At 71.5% G+C, this 19,686-nt stretch carries 25 protein-coding genes; 11 read left to right on the top strand and 14 right to left on the bottom strand.

The features are described from left to right. The first annotated feature begins 63 nt into the window (after positions 1-63). Complete coding sequence (locus tag AB0N03_RS01315) at positions 64-639, top strand: arylamine N-acetyltransferase (protein ID WP_364363496.1); 576 nt, start codon at positions 64-66, stop codon at positions 637-639. Here the strand turns inward: AB0N03_RS01315 and AB0N03_RS01310 are convergent. Then, on the bottom strand, positions 629-1,354 hold the full coding sequence (locus AB0N03_RS01310; protein WP_364363493.1) for an aspartate/glutamate racemase family protein: 726 nt from the start codon (positions 1,352-1,354) through the stop codon (positions 629-631). The genes AB0N03_RS01315 and AB0N03_RS01310 overlap by 11 nt on opposite strands. A 9-nt stretch (positions 1,355-1,363) precedes the next feature. Here AB0N03_RS01310 and AB0N03_RS01305 point away from each other — a divergent pair, with 9 nt between their 5' ends. Continuing rightward, positions 1,364-2,191, top strand: a complete 828-nt coding sequence (locus AB0N03_RS01305; protein WP_364363490.1) for an MBL fold metallo-hydrolase — start codon at positions 1,364-1,366, stop codon at positions 2,189-2,191. Between the two features lies 1 nt (position 2,192). On the opposite strand, the gene AB0N03_RS01300 is transcribed toward AB0N03_RS01305, so the two are convergent. The 3 genes from AB0N03_RS01300 to AB0N03_RS01290 form a co-directional block, all read right to left on the bottom strand. Beyond that, positions 2,193-3,143, bottom strand: coding sequence for a cysteine synthase (locus tag AB0N03_RS01300; RefSeq protein WP_364363487.1), 951 nt, complete (start codon positions 3,141-3,143; stop codon positions 2,193-2,195). Positions 3,144-3,146: 3 nt separating this feature from the next. Beyond that, a complete protein-coding gene (locus AB0N03_RS01295; RefSeq protein WP_364363485.1) occupies positions 3,147-3,419 on the bottom strand; it encodes a MoaD/ThiS family protein in 273 nt (90 codons plus the stop codon). Between the two features lie 67 nt (positions 3,420-3,486). Beyond that, positions 3,487-3,894, bottom strand: a complete 408-nt coding sequence (locus AB0N03_RS01290; protein ID WP_364363483.1) for a M67 family metallopeptidase — start codon at positions 3,892-3,894, stop codon at positions 3,487-3,489. 81 nt (positions 3,895-3,975) lie between these two features. Here AB0N03_RS01290 and AB0N03_RS01285 point away from each other — a divergent pair, with 81 nt between their 5' ends. Continuing rightward, on the top strand, positions 3,976-4,221 hold the full coding sequence (locus tag AB0N03_RS01285) for a hypothetical protein (RefSeq protein ID WP_364363480.1): 246 nt from the start codon (positions 3,976-3,978) through the stop codon (positions 4,219-4,221). On the opposite strand, the gene AB0N03_RS01280 is transcribed toward AB0N03_RS01285, so the two are convergent. The 3 genes from AB0N03_RS01280 to clpS are packed head-to-tail and all read right to left on the bottom strand — an operon-like array spanning position 4,206 to position 6,048. Beyond that, complete coding sequence (locus AB0N03_RS01280; protein WP_364363477.1) at positions 4,206-5,198, bottom strand: P1 family peptidase; 993 nt, start codon at positions 5,196-5,198, stop codon at positions 4,206-4,208. The genes AB0N03_RS01285 and AB0N03_RS01280 overlap by 16 nt on opposite strands. Then, on the bottom strand, positions 5,195-5,752 hold the full coding sequence (locus tag AB0N03_RS01275; protein ID WP_155541329.1) for a DUF2017 domain-containing protein: 558 nt from the start codon (positions 5,750-5,752) through the stop codon (positions 5,195-5,197). The genes AB0N03_RS01280 and AB0N03_RS01275 overlap by 4 nt, the downstream gene beginning before the upstream one ends. Further along, a complete protein-coding gene (gene clpS / locus AB0N03_RS01270) occupies positions 5,749-6,048 on the bottom strand; it encodes an ATP-dependent Clp protease adapter ClpS (protein WP_285476174.1) in 300 nt (99 codons plus the stop codon). The genes AB0N03_RS01275 and clpS overlap by 4 nt, the downstream gene beginning before the upstream one ends. A gap of 74 nt (positions 6,049-6,122) precedes the next feature. Between clpS and AB0N03_RS01265 the strand changes: the two genes are divergently transcribed. The 3 genes from AB0N03_RS01265 to AB0N03_RS01255 are packed head-to-tail and all read left to right on the top strand — an operon-like array spanning position 6,123 to position 8,654. Next, complete coding sequence (locus tag AB0N03_RS01265) at positions 6,123-7,424, top strand: nicotinate phosphoribosyltransferase (RefSeq protein WP_364363473.1); 1,302 nt, start codon at positions 6,123-6,125, stop codon at positions 7,422-7,424. A gap of 19 nt (positions 7,425-7,443) precedes the next feature. Then, positions 7,444-8,013 (top strand): isochorismatase family protein, encoded by a 570-nt coding sequence (locus tag AB0N03_RS01260; RefSeq protein ID WP_364363470.1) that lies wholly within the window; start codon positions 7,444-7,446, stop codon positions 8,011-8,013. Continuing rightward, positions 8,010-8,654, top strand: coding sequence for a bifunctional 4-hydroxy-2-oxoglutarate aldolase/2-dehydro-3-deoxy-phosphogluconate aldolase (locus tag AB0N03_RS01255; protein WP_364363467.1), 645 nt, complete (start codon positions 8,010-8,012; stop codon positions 8,652-8,654). The genes AB0N03_RS01260 and AB0N03_RS01255 overlap by 4 nt, the downstream gene beginning before the upstream one ends. 85 nt (positions 8,655-8,739) lie before the next feature. Here the strand turns inward: AB0N03_RS01255 and AB0N03_RS01250 are convergent, their stop codons facing one another. After that, entirely contained in the window at positions 8,740-9,357 is a 618-nt protein-coding gene (locus tag AB0N03_RS01250) for a hypothetical protein (RefSeq protein ID WP_364364238.1), read from the bottom strand. A 208-nt stretch (positions 9,358-9,565) separates the two neighbouring features. On the opposite strand from AB0N03_RS01250, the gene AB0N03_RS01245 reads away from it, so the two are divergent. The 3 genes from AB0N03_RS01245 (at position 9,566) to AB0N03_RS01235 (ending at position 12,707) form a co-directional block, all read left to right on the top strand. Further along, a complete protein-coding gene (locus AB0N03_RS01245; RefSeq protein ID WP_364363464.1) occupies positions 9,566-10,153 on the top strand; it encodes a biotin transporter BioY in 588 nt (195 codons plus the stop codon). Positions 10,154-10,255: 102 nt separating this feature from the next. Continuing rightward, positions 10,256-12,307: an ATP-dependent DNA helicase gene (locus AB0N03_RS01240; RefSeq protein WP_364363461.1), complete on the top strand. Its 2,052-nt coding sequence runs from the start codon at positions 10,256-10,258 to the stop codon at positions 12,305-12,307. Positions 12,308-12,365: 58 nt separating this feature from the next. Next, positions 12,366-12,707: a hypothetical protein gene (locus tag AB0N03_RS01235; protein WP_155541322.1), complete on the top strand. Its 342-nt coding sequence runs from the start codon at positions 12,366-12,368 to the stop codon at positions 12,705-12,707. On the opposite strand, the gene AB0N03_RS01230 is transcribed toward AB0N03_RS01235, so the two are convergent. From AB0N03_RS01230 to ctaD, 4 genes are all read right to left on the bottom strand, one after another. Further along, positions 12,704-13,108 carry an OsmC family protein gene (locus tag AB0N03_RS01230; RefSeq protein ID WP_364363458.1) on the bottom strand — a complete coding sequence of 135 codons (405 nt, stop codon included), beginning with the start codon at positions 13,106-13,108 and terminating at the stop codon, positions 12,704-12,706. The genes AB0N03_RS01235 and AB0N03_RS01230 overlap by 4 nt on opposite strands. 16 nt (positions 13,109-13,124) lie before the next feature. Then, positions 13,125-13,904 (bottom strand): peptidyl-tRNA hydrolase, encoded by a 780-nt coding sequence (locus tag AB0N03_RS01225; protein WP_364363455.1) that lies wholly within the window; start codon positions 13,902-13,904, stop codon positions 13,125-13,127. Then, complete coding sequence (gene serB, locus AB0N03_RS01220; protein WP_364363452.1) at positions 13,901-15,130, bottom strand: phosphoserine phosphatase SerB; 1,230 nt, start codon at positions 15,128-15,130, stop codon at positions 13,901-13,903. The genes AB0N03_RS01225 and serB overlap by 4 nt, the downstream gene beginning before the upstream one ends. A 116-nt stretch (positions 15,131-15,246) precedes the next feature. Further along, complete coding sequence (gene ctaD / locus AB0N03_RS01215) at positions 15,247-17,034, bottom strand: cytochrome c oxidase subunit I (RefSeq protein ID WP_364363450.1); 1,788 nt, start codon at positions 17,032-17,034, stop codon at positions 15,247-15,249. Positions 17,035-17,168: 134 nt separating this feature from the next. Here ctaD and AB0N03_RS01210 point away from each other — a divergent pair, with 134 nt between their 5' ends. Further along, positions 17,169-17,981, top strand: coding sequence for a phosphotransferase (locus AB0N03_RS01210; protein WP_364363447.1), 813 nt, complete (start codon positions 17,169-17,171; stop codon positions 17,979-17,981). Here AB0N03_RS01210 and AB0N03_RS01205 read toward each other — a convergent pair. Next, a complete protein-coding gene (locus AB0N03_RS01205) occupies positions 17,969-18,730 on the bottom strand; it encodes an alpha/beta hydrolase (protein ID WP_364363444.1) in 762 nt (253 codons plus the stop codon). The genes AB0N03_RS01210 and AB0N03_RS01205 overlap by 13 nt on opposite strands. Between AB0N03_RS01205 and AB0N03_RS01200 the strand changes: the two genes are divergently transcribed. Then, positions 18,729-19,268 (top strand): GNAT family N-acetyltransferase, encoded by a 540-nt coding sequence (locus AB0N03_RS01200; RefSeq protein WP_364363441.1) that lies wholly within the window; start codon positions 18,729-18,731, stop codon positions 19,266-19,268. The genes AB0N03_RS01205 and AB0N03_RS01200 overlap by 2 nt on opposite strands. Before the next feature lie 36 nt (positions 19,269-19,304). Here the strand turns inward: AB0N03_RS01200 and AB0N03_RS01195 are convergent, their stop codons facing one another. After that, positions 19,305-19,610 (bottom strand): hypothetical protein, encoded by a 306-nt coding sequence (locus tag AB0N03_RS01195; protein ID WP_364363438.1) that lies wholly within the window; start codon positions 19,608-19,610, stop codon positions 19,305-19,307. Positions 19,611-19,686 lie beyond the last annotated feature (76 nt).

The raw sequence follows: 19,686 nt of genomic DNA, 5'->3' as shown, positions 1-19,686 counted from the left end.
TGATCGACGCTACGTCGGTCCCGGTGGGTGCGCCTCGGGTGAAATCCCTGATCCCTCGGCGGGGTGCAGGGCAGTCCCGGCGACGCGCCGAACATCGACCGCAACCACCTGGCGCTGACCGTCTCCGGCGTGCCGGACGAGCGGGAGACGGCGTGGCTGGTCGACGCCGGGCTGGGCGACGGCATCCACGAGCCGCTCCCCCTACGGGAAGGCACGTACCGGCAGGGCCCGCACACCTACCGGCTGCGGCCGTCGGAGGTGGCGCCGGGCGGCTGGCGGTTCGACCACGACCCGTCGGGCAGCTTCGTGGGCTTCGACTTCGCGCCGGGCCCGGCGGAGATGGCCGACTTCGCGGAGAAGCACGCATGGCTGTCGGCGGCGCCGGAGTCCGGGTTCGTCCGGGTCTGCGTGCTGCAACGCCGGGACGCGGCGGGCGTCGACACCCTGCGGGCGCGGACCCTGAACCGCCATGGCACCAAGGAGTTCATCGAGTCGCCAACGGACTGGTGGACGGCCGCGGCGGACGTCTTCGGCGTCACGCCGGACCTCTTCACGGCCGAGGAGCGCGAGCGGCTGTGGCGGCAAGTCGTGGCGCAGCACGAAGCCCACGCGAGCGGTGAGCCGGTGGTCAGCGTGTGAGCGCCGGCGGCGCGGGCAGCGGAGTCTTGCCGAGCGCGAAGTCGACGGCGGCGTCGGCGTGCAGGCGGGTCGTGGGGAAGGTCGGCACCGGCGAATCCTGCGGGCCGACGAGCAGCTCGATCTCGGTGCACCCGTAGATGACGCCCTCGGCGCCCGCTTCGACCAGCCGGGCGATCACCTCGCGGTAGGCCTGCCGTGAGGTGTCCTCGACGACCCCGAGCACCAGTTCGTCGTAGATGACCCGGTGGACGAGGTCGCGGTCTTCGGCGCTCGGCACGAGCACGTCGAGGCCGTGGGCGGCGAGCCGGTCGCGGTAGAACGGCTGCCCCATGGTGAACCCGGTCCCGAGCAGCCCGACCCGGCGGATCCCGGCCGCCTTGACGGCCGCGGCGGTGGCGTCGCCGAGGTGCAGCAGCGGGATGCCGAGGCCGTCGGCGAGCCGGTCGGCGACCTTGTGCATGGTGTTGGTGCAGAGCACGACGAAGCCGGCACCGGCGGCTTCGAGGGCGCGAGCCGCGCGGTTCAGCTCGGCGCCGGCGTCGTCCCAGCGGTCTTCGGCCTGCATGGCCTCGATGGCGGCGAAGTCGACGGAGAAGAGCACCGTGTGCGCCGAGTGGAACCCGCCGAGCGCGGCCTTCACGCGTTCGTTCACCAGCCGGTAGTACTCGGCTGAAGATTCCCAGCTCATCCCGCCGAGCAGCCCGATGACCTTCATGCTGACAGCATGCCCGAACTGCGCACGGCCTTCGCCGGGGTGTCGAACGTCCTGGTCACCGACGGCACCTCGGCCGTCCTGGTCGACGGCTTCTTCTCACGGCCGTCGCTGCTGAAGATGGCGACGCGCGTGGCGCCGGACCGCGCCCGGATCGACGAGGCCCTGCGCCGGCTCGACGTCACGAAGCTCGACGCCGTCCTGGTCGCGCACTCCCACGTCGACCACGTCCTCGACGCGCCGGTCGTCGCGCAGGTGACCGGCGCCACGCTGGCGGGCTCGCCGTCGACCCGGAAGGTCCAGGAGGGGTACGGTCTGGCCGCCGAGCCGTTCGAAGAGCTAGTTCCGGGCAAGACCGTGGAGTTCGGTGCCTTCACGGTGACGCCGGTCGACACCAAGCACAGCGACGGCGACCGGGTGCCGGGCGAGATCACCGAGCCCGTCCGGCCCCCGGCCAAGGCGAAGGCCTTCAAGACCGGCCGGTGCTACTCGTTCCACATCGCGCACCCGGCGGGCAATGTCCTGGTCCACGCCTCGGCGAACTTCGTACCCGGCGCACTGGCCGGCTACGACGCGGACGTCGTCTACCTCGGCGCCGGAGCGGCCGGGAAGCAGACGGAGGAATGGCGGGAGGAGTACTGGCGCGAGACCGTCGGCGCGCTCAACCCGCGCGTCGTCCGGCCGATCCACTGGGACGCCTTCTGGCGCCCGCTGTCCAAACCGCTCAAGCTGCTGCCGAAGATGTTCGACGATCTGGGGGCGACCATGGCCACCTTCGAGCGGCTGGCCGAGGCCGACGGCATCGACCTGGCCCTGCCCGAACTCTGGAAAGCCGAGTGACTCAGGCCCAGAGCTGCCCGTCGAGCCGGGCCGCGGCTTCGTCGAGCGATCCCGCGTAGGCACCCGTCGACAGGTACTTCCACCCGGCGTCGGCGACGACGAAAGCCACGTCCGCCTGCTCACCCCGGGCCGCGGCCTTCTCGGCCACCGCCAACGCCGCGTGCAGCACCGCGCCCGTCGAGATGCCCGCGAAAATGCCTTCGTTCTCCAGCAGCTCACGCGTGCGGCGCAGCGCGTCGTATGCGCCCACGGAGTACCGGCCGTTCAGCACCGAAGCGTCGTACAGCTCCGGGACGAACCCTTCGTCGAGGTTGCGCAGGCCGTACACCAGCTCGCCGTAGCGGGGCTCGGCCGCGATGACCTGGACGTCCGGCTTCATCTCGTGCAGGTACCGGCCGACGCCCACCAGCGTCCCGGTCGTGCCGAGGCCGCCGACGAAGTGCGTCAGCGTCGGCAGGTCCTTGAGCAGCTCCGGCCCGGTGCCGCGGTAGTGCGCCTCGGCGTTGGCCGGGTTGCCGTACTGGTAGAGCATCACCCAGTCCGGGTTCGCCTCGGCCAGCTCCTTCGCGCGCCGGACGGCCTCGTTCGAGCCGCCCGCGGCCGGGGAGAAGACGATCCGCGCGCCGTAGGCCTGCAGCAGCTGCTTGCGCTCGATCGAGGTGTTCTCCGGCATCACGCAGACCAGCCCGTAGCCCTTGAGCTTGGCGGCCATGGCCAGCGAGATGCCGGTGTTGCCCGACGTCGGCTCCAGGATCGTGGAGCCGCGCCGCAGCTTGCCCTCGCGCTCGGCGGCTTCGATCATGGCCAGCGCGGGGCGGTCCTTGATCGAGCCGGTCGGGTTGCGGTCCTCCAGCTTCGCCCACAGGCGCACGTCGTGCGTGGGCGAAAGCCGGGGCAGCCCGACCAGCGGGGTGCCGCCGAGCGCGTCGAGCAGGGACTCGAAGCGAGCCATCGATCAGCCACCGGCCACGGCGGGGAGGATGGTCAGGGTGTCGCCGTCCTTGACCTGGGCCTCGAGCCCGCCGGCGAAGCGCACGTCCTCGTCGTTGACGTAGACGTTGATGAAGCGGTGCAGCTTCTCCTCCTTCACCAGGCGGCCCTTGATGCCCGCGTGGCGGGACTCGACGTCGTCGATGACCTCGAGGACGGTCGCGCCCTTCGCCTCGACGGACTTCTCGCCGCCGGTGTGGGTGCGCAGGATCGTCGGGATGGAGACGGTCACGGCCATGGGTTCTTACCTCCGGTGGGTTCTTACACGCAGACGCCGGTGGCGCGGCGGTTTATTCCGAGCGGGCTCAGCCGACGATCTCGACCGGCTCCTCGGTGATCTCGGCGTCCACGATCCGGTACGACCGGAACTCGTGCACTTCGGGGTCGCGGGTGGAGACGAGCACGTAGTGCGCGTCCGGCTCGGCCGCGATGTTCGCGTCGGTCCGCGACGGGTAGGCCCCGGTCGCGGTGTGCGAGTGGTAGATCACCACGGGCACCTCGTCGTTGGCGGCCATCTCGCGGTAGAGCTTCAGCAGGTCGCCGGAGTCGAACTCGTAGAACGTCGGCGAGCGCGCGGCGTTGAGCATGGGGATGAACCGCTCGGGCGAGTCGGACCCTTCGGGCCCGGCGATGACGCCGCACGCCTCGTCGGGATGGTCACGGCGGGCATGGGCGACGATCTCGTCGACGAGTTCACGGCGGATCCGGAGCACATCCACATCTTAGGTGGTGGACACAGGCTGTCCAGATGATGAGATGTACCGCTCACCAGGCATTCCTGCGACACTGAGCCCGTGCCGCTGTCGTCGAAAGTACGCGATCGGTGCCGGACCTACCTCGGCACCGACGAGCGGATCCAGTACGTGATCCCGGGCGCCACCGAACTGGGGCCGCTGGAGATCCACCCGTCGCTGGGCCCGATCCTGTCGGTCGGCGGGATCGACATGGAGATCGACGAGGAGTACGTGAGCGCCGTGCGCGCCGCCAACCTGGAGATCGGCGACGACGCTCTGCCCGAAGATCCTTACCCGGGCGGCTGACCGAACGCCTCCGGCCACACGTCCCGGTAAGCCGGCACCCCACCGGCCGTCGTCGCGGCCAGAAGGCCGTGCACCATCGCCCGTGCGAACACCCGCGCCGCCGCCGAGCACAGCGCGTCCAAGGCCGCCGGGCGCGCCGCCGCGCCGAACGGGCCGCTCGCCTCCGGCAGCTCGCGGGCGCCGGTGGCCAGCGCGAACACCGTGTCGCCGTCGAACATCGTGTGGGCCGGGCGCACCGCGCGGGCCAGCCCGTCCTGGGCCGCGACCGCGATCCGCCGCGCCTCGGCCTTCGACAGCGCCGCGTCCACCGCGACGACGCCGATCGTCGTGTTCAGGTCCGTCCGCTTCGACGGCAGGTCCGCGGGCCGCGCAGGCCACGTCACGCCGAAGTCGCCGTGGTCGGCCGCGTACGCCCGGCCCGTCGAGAGGTCCACGGCCTCGCCCGCCGCGTTGACCGCCGCCACCGCCCCGACGGTGTACTCGCCGACGACCTCGCTCGCGGAACCGATCCCGCCCTTCAACGACCCGACGGCCGCCCCCGCGCCCGCACCGACCGTCCCCAGCGCGAACGAGTCCGAAGCCGCTTCGCAGGCCGAGTATCCAAAGGAAGCGTCAGGCCGGTTGCCCCACTCGCTGCGCGGCAGGTCGAACAGCACCGCCGCGGGCACGATCGGCACGACTTCGTGGGGCTGCATCCCGACCGGGAAGCCCAGGTTCCGCTCGGCGAGCCACCGCATGACGCCGTCGGCCGCGGCCAGCCCGTACGCGCTCCCGCCGGACAGGCAGATCGCGTTGACCCGCTGGACCAGGTTCTCCGGCTCCAGCAGGTTCGTCTCCCGCGTGCCGGGCGCGCCGCCGCGCTGGTCGACGGCACCGACCGCGCCGTCGGGCACCAGGACCACCGTCGTGCCGGTCGCCCAGCCGTCGCCGACCCGCTCGTGGTGCCCGACCAGGACACCCGGCACGTCGGTGATCATCCGGTCAGCGCCTGGATCAGCGTCTCCTGCACCCAGGTCAGCCAGTGGTAGACGCCCAGGTGCGGCGCCCGCGGGTCGTCCTCGGGCAGCTCGTCGGGCATGTCGTCGGTGACGTCGAGCGCGGTGCCGAGCGCCAGCCGGACGTCGTTGAGCGCGCCCAGCCAGGCGTCGGCCTGCTCCTCGGTCAGCCGGACGTGGCCGCCATCGCGGGGCAGCGTGTCGAGCACGATCTTGGCCACGCCGACCTTCATGTCGAGCAGCTCCGGCTCGTGCAGCGACCGCATCGCCGCGGCGGAGTCGAGGTCCTCGCGGGTCGGGTTGTCCGGGTCGAGCTTGTGGAAGTCCGGGAGCAGCCGCGAGAGCACCGGGTCGTCCGGGGACTCGGTCGGCCCGATCCGGATGCCGGTCAGCTCGGCGAGCTCGTCCTGCGGCGCCTCCTCGGCGCGCGCGGTGAGCATGTCCTCGAGCTGGCTGACCAGCCCGCGCAGCACCGCCGCTTCCTGCTGCTCGAAGCCCGCGTGGATCACCGCGCCCTTGCGCCGCCAGCCGTTCACGAGGTCTGCTCCATCGTGGCCCACAGGCCCGCCGCGTGGAGCTTCGCCACGTCGGTCTCCACCTTCTCCTTGGTGCCGGACGAGACGATCGCCTTGCCCTTGTGGTGCACGTCCAGCATGAGCTTCGTGGCGTGGTCGCGCCCGTACCCGAACAGCTTCTGGAAGACGTACGTGACGTACGACATCAAGTTGACCGGGTCGTTCCACACCACGGTCCGCCAGGGTGTGTCCGACTCGGCGACCTCGGCACCGGCCGGCTCGACCTGCGTCTGCTCGGCTGCGACAGGCATGGACATGCACCCCATGGTGTCACGGAGCCGACAGGGCACGCCGCGCCAGGTCCGGCCATGTGGGTGAATAGGCTGACCCCATGGGTTCACCGGAGCCGGCCACGGTCAGCACTGCGCTGCTCACCGACCACTACGAGCTGACCATGCTGGGCAGCGCGCTCGCCGACGGGACGGCGGAGCGGCCCTGCGTGTTCGAGGTGTTCGCCCGGCGGCTGCCGGACGGGCGCCGCTACGGCGTCGTCGCGGGTACCGCCCGCGTCCTGGACGCGATCGCGGACTTCCGCTTCACCGACGCCGAGCTGGCACAGCTGGAGGCCACCGCCGTCGTCGACGACGCGACGCTTTCCTGGCTGGCCGATTACGAGTTCTCGGGTGACGTCGACGGCTATGCCGAGGGCGAGCTGTACTTCCCGGGCTCGCCGCTGCTCACGGTCACCGGCTCGTTCGCCGAGTGCGTGCTGCTCGAGACGCTGGTGCTGTCGATCCTCAACCACGACAGCGCGATCGCGTCGGCGGCGGCCCGGATGTCCGGGGCCGCGCACGGCCGGCCGATCATCGAGATGGGCGGGCGCCGCACGCACGAGTACGCCGCGGTCGCGGCGGCGCGGGCCGCCTACCTCGCCGGCTTCGCGACGACGTCCAACCTCGAAGCCGGCCGCCGCTACGGCATCCCGACCCGCGGCACCGTCGCGCACGCGTTCATGTTGCTGCACGACAGCGAAGAGGCGGCCTTCCGCGCGCAGGTCGAGAAGATGGGCGCGGACACGACGCTGCTCGTCGACACCTACGACATCACCGCCGGCATCGAGACGGCGGTCCGCGTCGCGGGGCCGGAGCTGGGCGCGATCCGGATCGACTCGGGCGACGTCGGCCCGCTCGCCCGCCGCGCCCGCGAGCAGCTGGACTCCCTCGGCGCGAAGGACACCCGGATCGTCGTCTCCGGCGACCTCGACGAGCACGCCATCGCGGCGCTGCGCGCGGAGCCCGTGGACGCGTACGGCGTCGGCACCTCGGTGGTCACCGGGTCCGGCGCGCCGACCGCCGGGATGGTCTACAAGCTGGTCGAGGTGGACGGCAAGCCGGTCGCCAAGCGCAGCGCCCACAAGGAGTCCCGCGGCGGGCGCAAGTCCGCGCTGCGGCGCCACCGCGGCACCGGCACGGCGGTCGAAGAGGTCGTCTGGACCACGGCGGGCCGTGCGCCCGAGCCGGACGCGAACGACCGGCCGCTGCAGATCCCGCTGATCCGCGCTGGCCGCGCGGAGGCGGACCTGCCTACGCTCGACGACGCGAGGCAGCGGCTGCGCCGCGGCCTGGTCAGCCTGCCGTGGGAGGGCCTCAAGCTCTCGCACGGCGAGCCCGCTATCCCGACGCAGTTTTTCTGAAGCCGAAACGGAGTCCGGTATGGGGACCGCGTTGATCGTGGTGGACGTGCAGAACGACTTCTGCGAAGGGGGTTCGCTGGCCGTCGCGGGCGGCGCGGCGGCCGCTTCGACGATCTCGGAGCTGAGCGTCAACGGCGGCTACTCGCATGTGGTGGCCACCCGTGACCACCACATCGACCCGGGCGCCCACTTCAGCGACACCCCGGACTTCACGGAGAGCTGGCCGCCACACTGCGTGGCCGGGACGCCGGGCGCGTCGTTCCACCCCGCGCTCGACGTCGTCCCGATCGGCGAGGTCTTCTCGAAGGGCGAGTACAGCGCGGCCTACTCCGGCTTCGAGGGCGCGTCCCGGGACGGCAAGTCCCTGGAGACGTGGCTGCGCGAACACGACGTGACCGACGTCGACGTCGTCGGCATCGCCACCGACTACTGCGTGCGGGCGACGGCGCTCGACGCGGCGCGGGCCGGCTTCGGCGTGCGGGTCCTGCTCGACCACACGGCCGGGATCGCGCGCGCTTCGGTCGACAGCGCGCTACGGGACTTCGACGAAGCCGGCGTCACCCATACCGGAACGGCGCACGTCGCGTGAAGGACCTGCAGGCTCTTCTGGCCGAGCACCGGCTCGTCGCGATCCTGCGCGCGACGGATGCGGCACGCTTCGCCGACGCGGCGATGGTGCTGCACGCGGCGGGCATCCGCCTGCTCGAAGCGACGCTGACGACGCCGGGCGCGCCCGCCGCGATCACCGCGCTGCGCCTGGCGCTCGGCGAAGACGCGCTGATCGGCGCGGGCAGTGTCCGCGAATCGTCCGATGTGGACATCGCGGTCGACGCGGGCGCCGCGTACCTGATCACGCCGACGGTGAACCCGGCGGTCCTCGAACGCGCCGCCGAGCTGGAGACGCCGGTGATCTGCGGCGCGCTGACGCCGACGGAGATCGACCAGGCGTGGCGCCTCGGCGCGGCGGCGGTCAAGGTGTTCCCGGTCGCGGCCGTGGGCGGGGTCGCCTACCTGCGCGCGATCCGGGCCCCGCTGCCGGACGTCCCGCTGGTCCCGACCGGCGGCGTCCACCTGGCCGACGTCGAGGGCTACCTGCGCGCGGGCGCGATCGCGGTGGCCGCGGCGACTCCCCTGCTCGGCGACGCCCTGTCACCTAACGGAAGCCTGCCGGACCTGGCGACGCGGGCCGGCGAGTTCGTCGCCGCGGCCGCCCGCTTCGCCATGTCCTAAGCGCCCCAATGTGGCCTTCGGTGCGTCTGACGCACCCAAGGCGGCCTTCGGTGCGTCAGACGCAACCAAGGCCGCCTTGGGGCGCTTACTTCTTGCCGAACGGGTCGCAGGCGGCCGTGCCCAGGTAGATGTCCCCGCTCGCCGGCCCGCCCTGCGGGAACAGCTTGATGTGCAGCGCGTGCGTCACCAGGCTGCCGTCCGGCGGCTGGGGCGTCACCGTCTCGTTGAGGATCACCGTCGCCAGCGCGGTGCCCGCGGGCCCGCCCGGGATGACGATCCGGTCGTTCGTCGGGATTTCCGCGGGCACCTCGACCCCCTCGACCGTGCCGATCGAGACCTCGCCTCCGCTGCCGGTCGCCGTCGTGGCGCACTTCGCCGAGAAGGTGCGGACAGTGATCACCGGGCCGCCGTAGCGCTTCAGCACGGCTGTCTCGAACCGGTGCCCGGACGCCTGCGCGACCGACACCGCGTCCGAGCGCCCGCAGCCGGTCTCGCCGACGCCGAACACCGCGACGTCGCCGGTCGCGCCCCCCTGCGTCCGGGCGCGGTAGGGGCCGTCGACCGTGCATTTCGCCAGTTCACCGGTGACGACGTGCTCGTTGTCGACGGTCACGTCCACCGAGCCGGAAGACGCCCATCCGGTGGACGTGACCGGCGCGGCGGCGACCAGGAGCGGGGTGGCCAGCGCCGTCACCACCAGCAACCGGAATGTCCTCTTCCTGGCGTTTCGCATGCACCGGCCTCCTCGGTTCCGTAACAGATCGCAGCTATCCACCTTCGTCATCGGCACGCCCGGGGCCGTCCCTGATCGGGTCCACCCGGACGGGTGGCCGGTGAGGAACGCAACTTCAGGGGTTTTTCCGGGGGTAACGAGCGTTAACCTCGATCGTCTGCTCACCCAGGGAGGTTTCGTGTCTTCGCTGTCCTTCGCCGGCAAACGGCCCGTGCTGGCCGACCTCGTGCCCGGCTCCCTCGTCCGGGACATCGCGCTGGTCGCCGGCGGTGCCCTGCTCACCGGCGCCGCCGCGCAGCTGACCATCCCGGTGCCGGGCAGCCCGGTGCCGATGACCGGCCAGACGTTCGCCGCGCTGCTCGTCGGCGCGTCGCTCGGCATGTCGCGCGGTGCCGCGTCGATGCTGGTCTACCTGCTGGTCGGCGCCGTGGGCGTGCCGTGGTTCCAGCACGGCACCGCGGGCCTGTCCGGCGCGAGCGCCGGCTACATCGTCGGGTTCGTCTTCGCCGGCGCGCTGGTCGGCGCGCTCGCCGGCCGTGGCGGTGATCGGACGCCCGTGCGCACCGCGGGCACCATGGTGCTCGGCAACGTCGTCATCTACGCGTTCGGCGTGCCGTGGCTGATGGCCTCGACCGGCTTCGACCTGTCGACGGCGTTCGCCAAGGGCGTGACGCCGTTCCTGATCGGGGACGCGATCAAGATCGTCGTCGCCGCCGGGTTGCTGCCGCTCACCTGGAAGCTGGTCTCGGGCCGCACCGAAGACTGACCGCTCGCCGGGGACCTCCCGCGCGGGAGGTCCCCCGCGGCGCGAGTGGCCCGTTCGCGACGGATCACCGATCCTGTCGGCGGTGGCGGCTAATGTGTCGCTGTGCCCGCCCGAACTGATTTCCCCGGCGTCCTCGAACTCCTCACCCACGCGGTGGAGTCCGTCGGGGGTGCCGAACGCCGAGGGCAGGTCGAGATGGCGGACGCCGTCGGCCGCGCCATCCGCACCGGCGAGCACCTGGCCGTGCAGGCCGGCACCGGCACCGGCAAGTCCTTGGCCTACCTCGTTCCCGCGATCCGCCACGCCGTCGAGAAGGAAGCCACCGTCGTGGTCTCCACGGCGACGATCGCGCTGCAGCGCCAGCTCGTCGACCGCGACCTCCCGCGCCTGGCGAAGGCGCTGAAGAAGCCCCTCGGCCGCGAACCGACCTTCGCGATCCTCAAGGGCCGCCGCAACTACATGTGCCTGCACCGCCTGGACTCCGGCGCGCCGGACGAGCCGGAGGACGCCCAGCTCTTCGACCCGTTCGCGGTGTCGCGCCTCGGCAAAGAGGTGACCCGGCTGCGAGAGTGGGCGTCGGACACCGAAACCGGCGATCGCGACGAGCTCGTCCCGGGCGTCACCGACCAGGCGTGGCGCCAGGTGTCCGTGACGGCGAAGGAATGTCTCGGCGCTTCGCGCTGTCCGATCGGTACGGACTGCTTCGCCGAGAAGGCCCGCGCCGAAGCCGGCCGCGCCGACGTCATCATCACCAACCACGCGCTGCTGGCGATCGACGCCCTGCAGGGCTACCAGGTCCTGCCGGACCACGACGTCGTGATCATCGACGAGGCGCACGACCTCGTCGACCGCGTCACCTCGGTCGCCACCGGCGAGCTCACCAGCGCGATGTGCGCGTCGGCCGCGCGCCGCTGCGGCAAGCTGATCGACGCCGACGTCGCCGACGGCCTCCTGGAGGCGGGTGACGGGCTGGCCCTGATCGTCGACGACCTGCCCGCGGGCCGGATGGACGAGCTGCCGCAGCCGCTGAAGGGCGCCATCCCGGCGATCCGCGACGCCGCGCACCGGTGCATCACGTCGCTGGGGTCCGATCGCAAGGAGGACGTCGAAGGGGCCACCGCGCGCAAGCTGGCGCGTTCACTGCTCGACGAGGTGCACGACACCGCGGTCCGGCTGCTGGAGGCGTTCGACGAAGACCAGGCGCACCAGCGCGACGTCGTCTGGCTCTCCGGCGACAAGTACGCGTCGAACCCGCGGCCGCCGGCGCTGAAAGTGGCGCCGCTCGGCGTCGCGGGGCTGCTGCGCGAGCGCGTGTTCAACCAGCACACCACGGTCCTCACGTCCGCGACGCTGACCCTGGGCGGCACGTTCGACACCATGGCGCGCCAGTGGGGCCTGCCGCCGGGCGCGCCCCGCGTCGAAAAGGCGCCGGGAGCCGCGACGGACAAGGAAGCGCCGTCCGACGCCGATTCCGGGCCGAAGTGGACCGGCCTGGACGTCGGCTCGCCGTTCGACCACAAGCGCAACGGCATCCTCTACCTCGCCAAGCACCTGCCGCCGCCGGGCCGCGACGGGCTCGCCTCGTCCACAATGGACGAGCTGGCCGAGCTGATCGAGGCCGCGGGCGGGCGCACGCTCGGGCTGTTCTCCTCGATGCGGGCGGCCAAGCAGGCGGCCGAGGAGATGCGCGCGCGGCTCGACTTCCCGATCCTCTGCCAGGGCGAGGACGCGACGTCGCTGCTGGTCCAGAAGTTCTCCGAGGACGTCCGCACCTGTCTGTTCGGCACGCTCAGCCTGTGGCAGGGCGTGGACGTGCCCGGGCCGTCGCTGCAGCTCGTGGTCGTCGACCGGATCCCGTTCCCGCGTCCGGACGACCCGGTCTCCTCGGCGCGGCAGCGCGCGGTGGAAGCCCGCGGCGGCAACGGCTTCCTCAGCGTGGCGGCCACGCACGCGGCGCTGCTGCTGGCGCAGGGCACCGGCCGGCTGCACCGGTCGGTGACCGACCGCGGAGTGGTCGCGGTGCTGGATTCGCGGCTCGCGAACGCCCGCTACGGCGGATTCCTCCGTGCGTCGCTGCCGCCGTTCTGGCCGACGATGGATCCGAAGGTGGCGCGCGACGCGTTGCGCCGGCTGGACGCTGCCGCGCCCGCGTGACGCGGTCCACAACACCGACCGGTACGGTGAAGCAACCGAAGCAACAAGGGAGCACCGGTTGACCCAGGATTCGTCCAGCGCACAGTCCCGGACCGTCAGTGTCGACGACACCGGCGTGCGGCGGCGGCTCGCGGACGGCAGCGAAGAAGCTGTCACGTGGGCCGGCCTGTCGTCGGTGATGGTCCGGGTGATCCCCGACGGCCCGTGGAACGAAGACGTGTTCTTCATGCTGGTGGGCACGGACGGCAAGGGCACGGCGGTGCCGAGCGGCGACCCGGCGGCCGACGCGCTGATCGAGCGTCTGCAGTCCTTGCCCGGCTTCGACAACGAGAAGTTCATCGAGGCCATGACGACCGACGCCGACCAGGCCTACGTGGTCTGGGAATCCAGCGAGAACTAGGCGGCCGGGAACTCCTCCGTCACCGGGATCCCCTTCTTGAGCGTCCGGCTCACCGTGCACAGCCGCTCGATCGCGCGGTCCACCGCACCGGCCAGCGCTTCCCGCTGGTCCGCCGTTAAAGTCGACACGTCGACATCGAAGGCGACGTGCACGGCGTCCAGCTCCGAGGCACCCTCACGGCGATCGGCGTTTACGGTCACGCGGAACTTCGCGTCTTCGCCCACCCGCCGCGTGATCAGCTCCTCGGCGGTCACCGCGCTGCAGCCCGCGGCCGCGATCTGCAGCAGTTCCGCGGGCGAGAACGCCCCTTCGGCGCCGTTGCGGCCCAGCCGGACCTCCGCGCCGCGCTCGTTGCGGCCGACGAAGGAGTGCTTGCCGTCGCGCTGTACTTCGAGTCCCATGCCCGCTCCAACCGGCTCAAGAAGCCGCTTGTTCCGGCTCCCACTGGGCAAGAACCGTGAGGGTGCCCGGGTCGACCTCGGTGAACCCGGCGTCCCGGACGGCGACGACGCGATCGCGCCGCCACGCTCCCTCGGGGTCGTCCCCGGGGTGCAGTTCCTTCCACCGCGCGACGCTCGCCGTGCGCACGGCGGTCCGGTAGCCCCGCGCGGCCCAGGCGGCTCGCCGGTCGTCGTCCAGCAGCGCGGCGAGGATCATCGTGGCGTGCCCGACCTGTGCGGCGGCCTTGCCGACGGTCATCGGCGCGTGCGGGTTGAGCAGGAGCAGCGGGACGCCGCCGGGTAGCGGCCCCGGCTCGTCCGGCGGGAGTTCGCTGCCCGAGATCTGCAGCCGCGAGACCTCTTTGGGCGCTTCGGTCACCAAACCCGGTACGAGGGCCCGTGCCTCGGCGCCGTCGATCTCGACGGTGATGCCCGGCAGGTCCTGGACGGCGGCCCAGTGCGCGCCCCGCGCCCGCCGCGCGACCTTGCGGATCCGGTTGTCGAGCCACGCGTGCATCGGCTCGGCCCACTCGCCGCCGGGCTCGGCGCGCTCGTCGAGGCAGACGGCCAGCGCGGCGGCCGCCGCGGCCTCCAGCAGCGGCGTGCGGCCGGGCGGCTCGGCCCGTTCGATGCGCAGGATCACCGGCATCGCCCGGACTTCCGCCGGAACCTCGTCGGAGGTGTCCGAAGTGTCCTCGGCCGGAAGCCCCAGCCAGTAGGCGTAACGGGCGCCCAGGGGGTCGAGAACGCTGCTCACGGACGCATCAGCTCGAGCCCGTCGGCGGCGTCGGCCGCCTCGACCTCGCCGCGGGTGAGGCCGAGCACGAACAGCACGGCGTCGAGGTACGGGTGCGAGAGCGCGGTGTCGGCCACCTCGCGCAGCGCGGGCTTGGCGTTGAACGCGACACCCATGCCCGCCGCCGAAAGCATGTCGATGTCGTTGGCGCCGTCCCCGACCGCGACGCACTGCTCCAGCGGGATGTCGTACTCGCCGGCGAAGCGGCGAAGCACCTTCGCCTTACCTGCGCGGTCGACAACCTCGCCGACGACCTTGCCGGTCAACTTGCCGTCCACGATCTCGAGTTCGTTCGCCGCCGCGAAGTCCAGGCCGAGCTCCGCCACCAGGCCGTTGATGACCTGGGTGAACCCGCCGGACACCACGCCGGTCTTGAACCCCATCCGCTTGAGCGTGCGGATCGTCGTGCGGGCGCCCGGCGTCAGCTCGATCGACGCGGCGACCTCGTCGATCGCCGACGCGGGCAGGCCCTCCAGCAGCGCGACCCGGCGTTCCAGCGATTCGGTGAAGTTGAGCTCGCCGCGCATGGCGGCCTCGGTGATCTCGCGGATCTCCGGCTCGACGCCGGCGTGCGCGCCCAGCATCTCGATGACCTCGCCCTGGATGAGCGTCGAGTCGACGTCGAAGACGACCAGCCGCTTCGCCCGGCGCGTGATCCCGGCCCGCTCGACGGCGATGTCGACGCCCACCTCGACCGCGGCGTCGGCGAGCGCCGAGCGCAGCGCGGCGTCGGCTTCGGGGGTGTCGCGATCGACCGAGACGTACAGCTCCAGCCCGGTCACCGGGTAGTCGGCCACGCTGCGGATGCCGTCGATGTTGGCGCCCAGCGACGCCAGCCGGCGCGCGACCTCCGAGAAGCCCCGCGCGGTGACCGGCCGGCCCAGGATGACCAGCACGTGGGTGGAGTCGCGGCGGCCCAGCGCGAACGGGTCGTCGCCGATCGCCGAGCCGATCTTCACGTCGACCTGCATGCCGACGGACGCCAACGCCTGCTCGACCGACTCCTGCAGGCCCTCCGGATCGCGGTACACGCCGGCGAGCACGCCGAGCACGAGCTGCCCGCGGATGACGACCTGCTCGACGTCGAGCACGTCGACGTCGTGGCGGGTCAACACGGCGAACAGCACGGACGAGACGCCCGGCTTGTCGGGGCCGGTGGTCGTGATCAGGACGGGGGTCTGGGTCACGGGTCATCCCTCGTTCGGCGACGCTGCACGCTCAGTCTGCCGGTCCGGCCTCGGACATAAGTAGAGCGCGTGCCCGGCTTCACAAAAGCCGGGCACGCGCTCACTCGATCAGGTTGCTACTTGTCGCCCTGCTCGCTCGCGTTGTCCCGGGAGTGGTCTCCCGGGATCACCGCTTCGGTGAGCACCTGCGACGGGGCTCCGTGGCCGTTGACCTTCTGCTTCCCGAAGAAGCGGATCTCACCCTCGTTGTGGAGGCGTTCGATCATGTGCGGGTAGTGCAGCTCGAACGCGGGCCGCTCGGAGCGGATCCGGGGCAGCTCGCTGAAGTTGTGCCGCGGCGGCGGGCAGGACGTCGCCCACTCGAGCGAGTTGCCGTAGCCCCACGGGTCGTCCACCGTGACGATCTCGCCGTACCGGTAGCTCTTGAAGACGTTCCAGATGAACGGCAGCGTCGAGGCGCCGAGGATGTACGCGCCGATCGTGGAGATCGTGTTCAGCGTGGTGAAGCCGTCACTGGTCAGGTAGTCCGCGTACCGGCGCGGCATGCCCTCGGCGCCCAGCCAGTGCTGGACGAGGAACGTGCCGTGGAAGCCGATGAACGTGGTCCAGAAGTGCCACTTGCCGAGCTTTTCGTCCATCATCCGGCCGGTGATCTTCGGGAACCAGAAGTAGATGCCGGCGAAGGTCGCGAACACGATCGTGCCGTAGAGCACGTAGTGGAAGTGCGCGACGACGAAGTAGCTGTCCGACACGTGGAAGTCGATCGCCGGCGCGGCCAGCATGATGCCGGTCAGGCCGCCGAAGAGGAACGTGACGATGAAGCCCATCGAGAAGATCATCGGCGTCTCGAAGGACAGCTGGCCCTTCCACATCGTGCCGATCCAGTTGAAGAACTTCACGCCGGTCGGGACCGCGATCAGGAACGTCATGAAGGAGAAGAACGGCAGCAGCACGGCACCGGTGGCGTACATGTGGTGCGCCCACACCGCGACCGACAGCGCCGCGATGGCCAGCGTCGCGAAGACCAGGCTCTTGTAGCCGAACATGGGCTTGCGGCTGAAGACCGGGAAGATCTCCGACACGATCCCGAAGAATGGTAGAGCGACGATGTAGACCTCTGGATGGCCGAAGAACCAGAACAGGTGCTGCCAGAGGATCACCCCGCCGTTTTCGGGGTCGAACACGTGCGCCCCGAGATGCCGGTCCGCCAGCAGGCCCATCAGGGCCGCGGTCAGGATCGGGAAGGCGAGCAGGATCAGGATCGACGTCACCAGGATGTTCCAGGTGAAGATCGGCATCCGGAACATCGTCATGCCCGGCGCGCGCAGGCAGACCACGGTGGTGACCATGTTGACCGCGCCGAGGATGGTGCCGAGACCGGAGACCACCAGGCCGGAGATCCACAGGTCCGCGCCGACGCCCGGCGAGTGGATCGCGTCCGACAGCGGGGTGTAGGCGAACCAGCCGAAGTCGGCGGCGCCACCCGGCGTCAGGAAGCCCGACAGCACGATCAGGCCGCCGAAGAGGTACAGCCAGTACGAGAACGCGTTCAGCCGCGGGAACGCGACGTCCGGCGAGCCGATCTGCAGCGGGAGCACGAAGTTCGCGAAGCCGAAGAGGATCGGGGTCGCGTACAGCAGCAGCATCACCGTGCCGTGCATGGTGAACAGCTGGTTGTACTGCTCCTGCGAAAGGAACTGCTGCCCGGGTCGTGCCAGCTCGGTGCGGATGAGCATGGCCATCGCGCCGCCCGCCATGAAGAAGGCGAACGACGTGACCAGGTACATGATCCCGATCTGCTTGTGGTCCGTCGTGCGGAACAACCGCAGCAGGTACGAACCCTTGACCGACTCGCGCGCGGGGTACGGGCGCGTCGCGATCGGCTTGGGGGCTACGGCCGTCACTCCTGCCTCCAACACTCAAACCTCGTGGTGGTCATCGTCCGGCCGCCGAGGTGGGCAACGCCCGGTTCAGCGGTCATGGGGGATCGTAGCCCTCGTCACCGACAGTCGCGCGCACCGGCTGGCAAGATCGGGCCGTGGCCGACGATTGCACGCTTACCGCCGTCCGCGCGGCACTGACCGTGACCTCCCGGCTGGGCCTGCGCGAGCACGAGCCCGAGGTGCTCCACGAACGCTCGAACGTGCTGGTGAAGCTGGGTCCGCTGGTCGCGCGGGTGCCGGGGACCGTCCGGCTGGCGCGGTCCGGCCCGGCGTGGCAGGAGCGGGACGTGGCCGTCTCCCGGTTTCTCACGGAACGTGGTGTGCTCGTCGTCTCACCGGCCACGGATCCCCCGGCCGGACCGCATTTCGCCGAGGGCCTGCCGGTCACGCTCTGGCACCACACCCCGCACGATCCGGACCACCGGTACGCACCGGACGTCGTCGCGCGTTCGCTCGCCGAGGTGCATTCGGCGTTGCGGGAGTTCCCGGGCGAACTGCCCCGGCGCGGCCCGCTCGACGACCTGGAGCGCATGCTCGACCGGCACGACCTGGACCCCCGCTTGCGCGCGGAGACGGCCCGCCTCGCCGCGACGCTGCCGGACGTCGCCGTGCAGCCCCTGCACGGCGACGCGCACCCCGGCAACCTCATCGCCACTCCCGCGGGCCCCTGCTGGCTGGACTTCGAGGACACCTGGTGCGGGTCGCTCGCCTGGGACCTCGGGATCCTCGCCCGGCAAGGCGGCCCGGAGTTCCTGGCCGCCTACCCGGGCGAAATACCCGAAGCCGCGCTCGGGCCTTGGATTCGCCTGCGTGAGCTCTATGCCGTCGTGTGGCGGTTCATGATCGCCCGGCGGTTCCCCCACCGGCTGCCCGAAGCCCGTTCGGCGCTCGCCGCCTACTTCTCGTGAGTCGCGGGGTACCAGGACAGGATCGCCTCGATCACGCCCGCCGGGTCCTCCAGCGGGGTCAGGTGCCCGGCGCCCGGGAGCACCACGAGCGTCGCGCCGGGCATCGCTTCGACCATCTCGTTCGCCGCCGTCACCGGGGTGATCGCGTCCTCTTCGCCGACGACGACCAGCGCGGGGACCTTCGCCTCGCGCAGCAGGTCGAGCGAGTCCGGCCGGGCCCGCAGGGCCAGCGCCGTCCACGAGATCCCCTCGGGCGGCTGCGATTCGATGATCTCCCGGACGGTCTCGACGACGTCCGGGCACTGCTCGCGGGTCGAGCCGGCCAGCAGGTTCGGCAGGTTGGCCTCGACCAGCCAGCCCTGGATGCCTTCGTCGTCGACGCGCTTGGCGACGTCCAGCCTCGTCTGCGCGGCCTCGGGCGTGTCGGCCGTGGCCTTGGTGTCGATGAGCACGAGCCCGCCGATCCGCTCCGGCGCCAGCCGCAGCACGGCCATCGCGAGGTAGCCGCCCATCGAGCAGCCGCCGAGCACGACGCGGTCCAGCTCCAGGCGGTCCAGCAGGACGACGACGTCGCGCGCGGCGTCCTCGAGACTCGGTTCGCGCTCCGAGTCCGGCAGCGGCGAGCGGCCCAGCCCGCGCTGGTCCGGGGTGATCACCCGAAGGTGTGACGCGAGGGGCTCGCGCACCGCGTTCCACATGCGGGCGTCCAGGGGAAAGGCGTGGAGAAGGACCAGCGGCAGTTCGGTCATGCGCGCCATTTTGTCGGACCCCCGCGCTAGCTTCGCCGATGTGTTCACCGACATCGAAACCGACCGGCTGCTGCTGCGTCCGCTCCACGAGGCGGACCGGCAGGCGATGGTCGACATCCACACGGACCCGCGCACCAACCGCTTCCACCCCGACCCGCCCGACGTCCCGCGCGCGTCGGCGATGTTCTCGGAGTGGCTGGCGCACTGGGCCGAGCACGGGTTCGGCTACCCGGCGGTGACCGAACGCGGCGGCACCGAGGTCATCGGCATGTGCGGCGTGCGGCTGCGGGAGTTCCACGGCGAGAAGGTGCTCAACCTCGGCTACCGGTTCCGGCCGTCGGCGTGGGGCAAGGGTTACGCGATCGAGGCCGGGCAGGCGGTCCTGGAGTGGTGCGCCCGGGATCTGCCCTCGGTGCCGGTGCTGGCGAGCGTCAGCGTCGACAACAAGCCGTCGCTGCGGGTGGCGGAGCGGCTCGGCTTCACCGAGTACACGGAGGAGATGTACGACGGCGCTTTCTCGCGGCACTACCGGCGCTGAGCCGGGCGATGTTTGACAACTCCAGAAGGAATCGGGTCACCGGCGGCGGTTCGGCCGCCGGCGCGCCCGCGCGTCCCAGCAGGCCCGGTGCCAGTGCCGCCGGTCGGCGACGGAGCCGGTCTCGTCGGCGGGCCAGACGACGAGGTGCGGCGTGCCCGGCCGGATTTCGTGGTCGCAGCCGGGGCACCGGTAGTCCTTGGTGGCCTGCGAGCCGGGCACGGTCCGCACGAGCCAGTCGCCGTCGGAGCCGGACTCGGCACGCGCCCAGCCGGTGGCGGCACCGAGGTCGCGTTCGGGCGGCCCGCCGTCCGCGCGGCGGCCGGGACGGTTGCGTCGAGGCACGCCCGAACGGTATCCGCCCCGCCCCAACCCGACCCCCCAGGCACACAACCCGACCCTCCAGGCACGCGAGTCGTCC

Origin of the sequence: Amycolatopsis sp. NPDC051061 (genome assembly GCF_040682935.1) — a bacterium.
Lineage (GTDB): Bacteria > Actinomycetota > Actinomycetes > Mycobacteriales > Pseudonocardiaceae > Amycolatopsis.
Note: the sequence above shows the minus strand (reverse complement) of the source record. Positions and strands in the feature narration are given on the sequence as shown.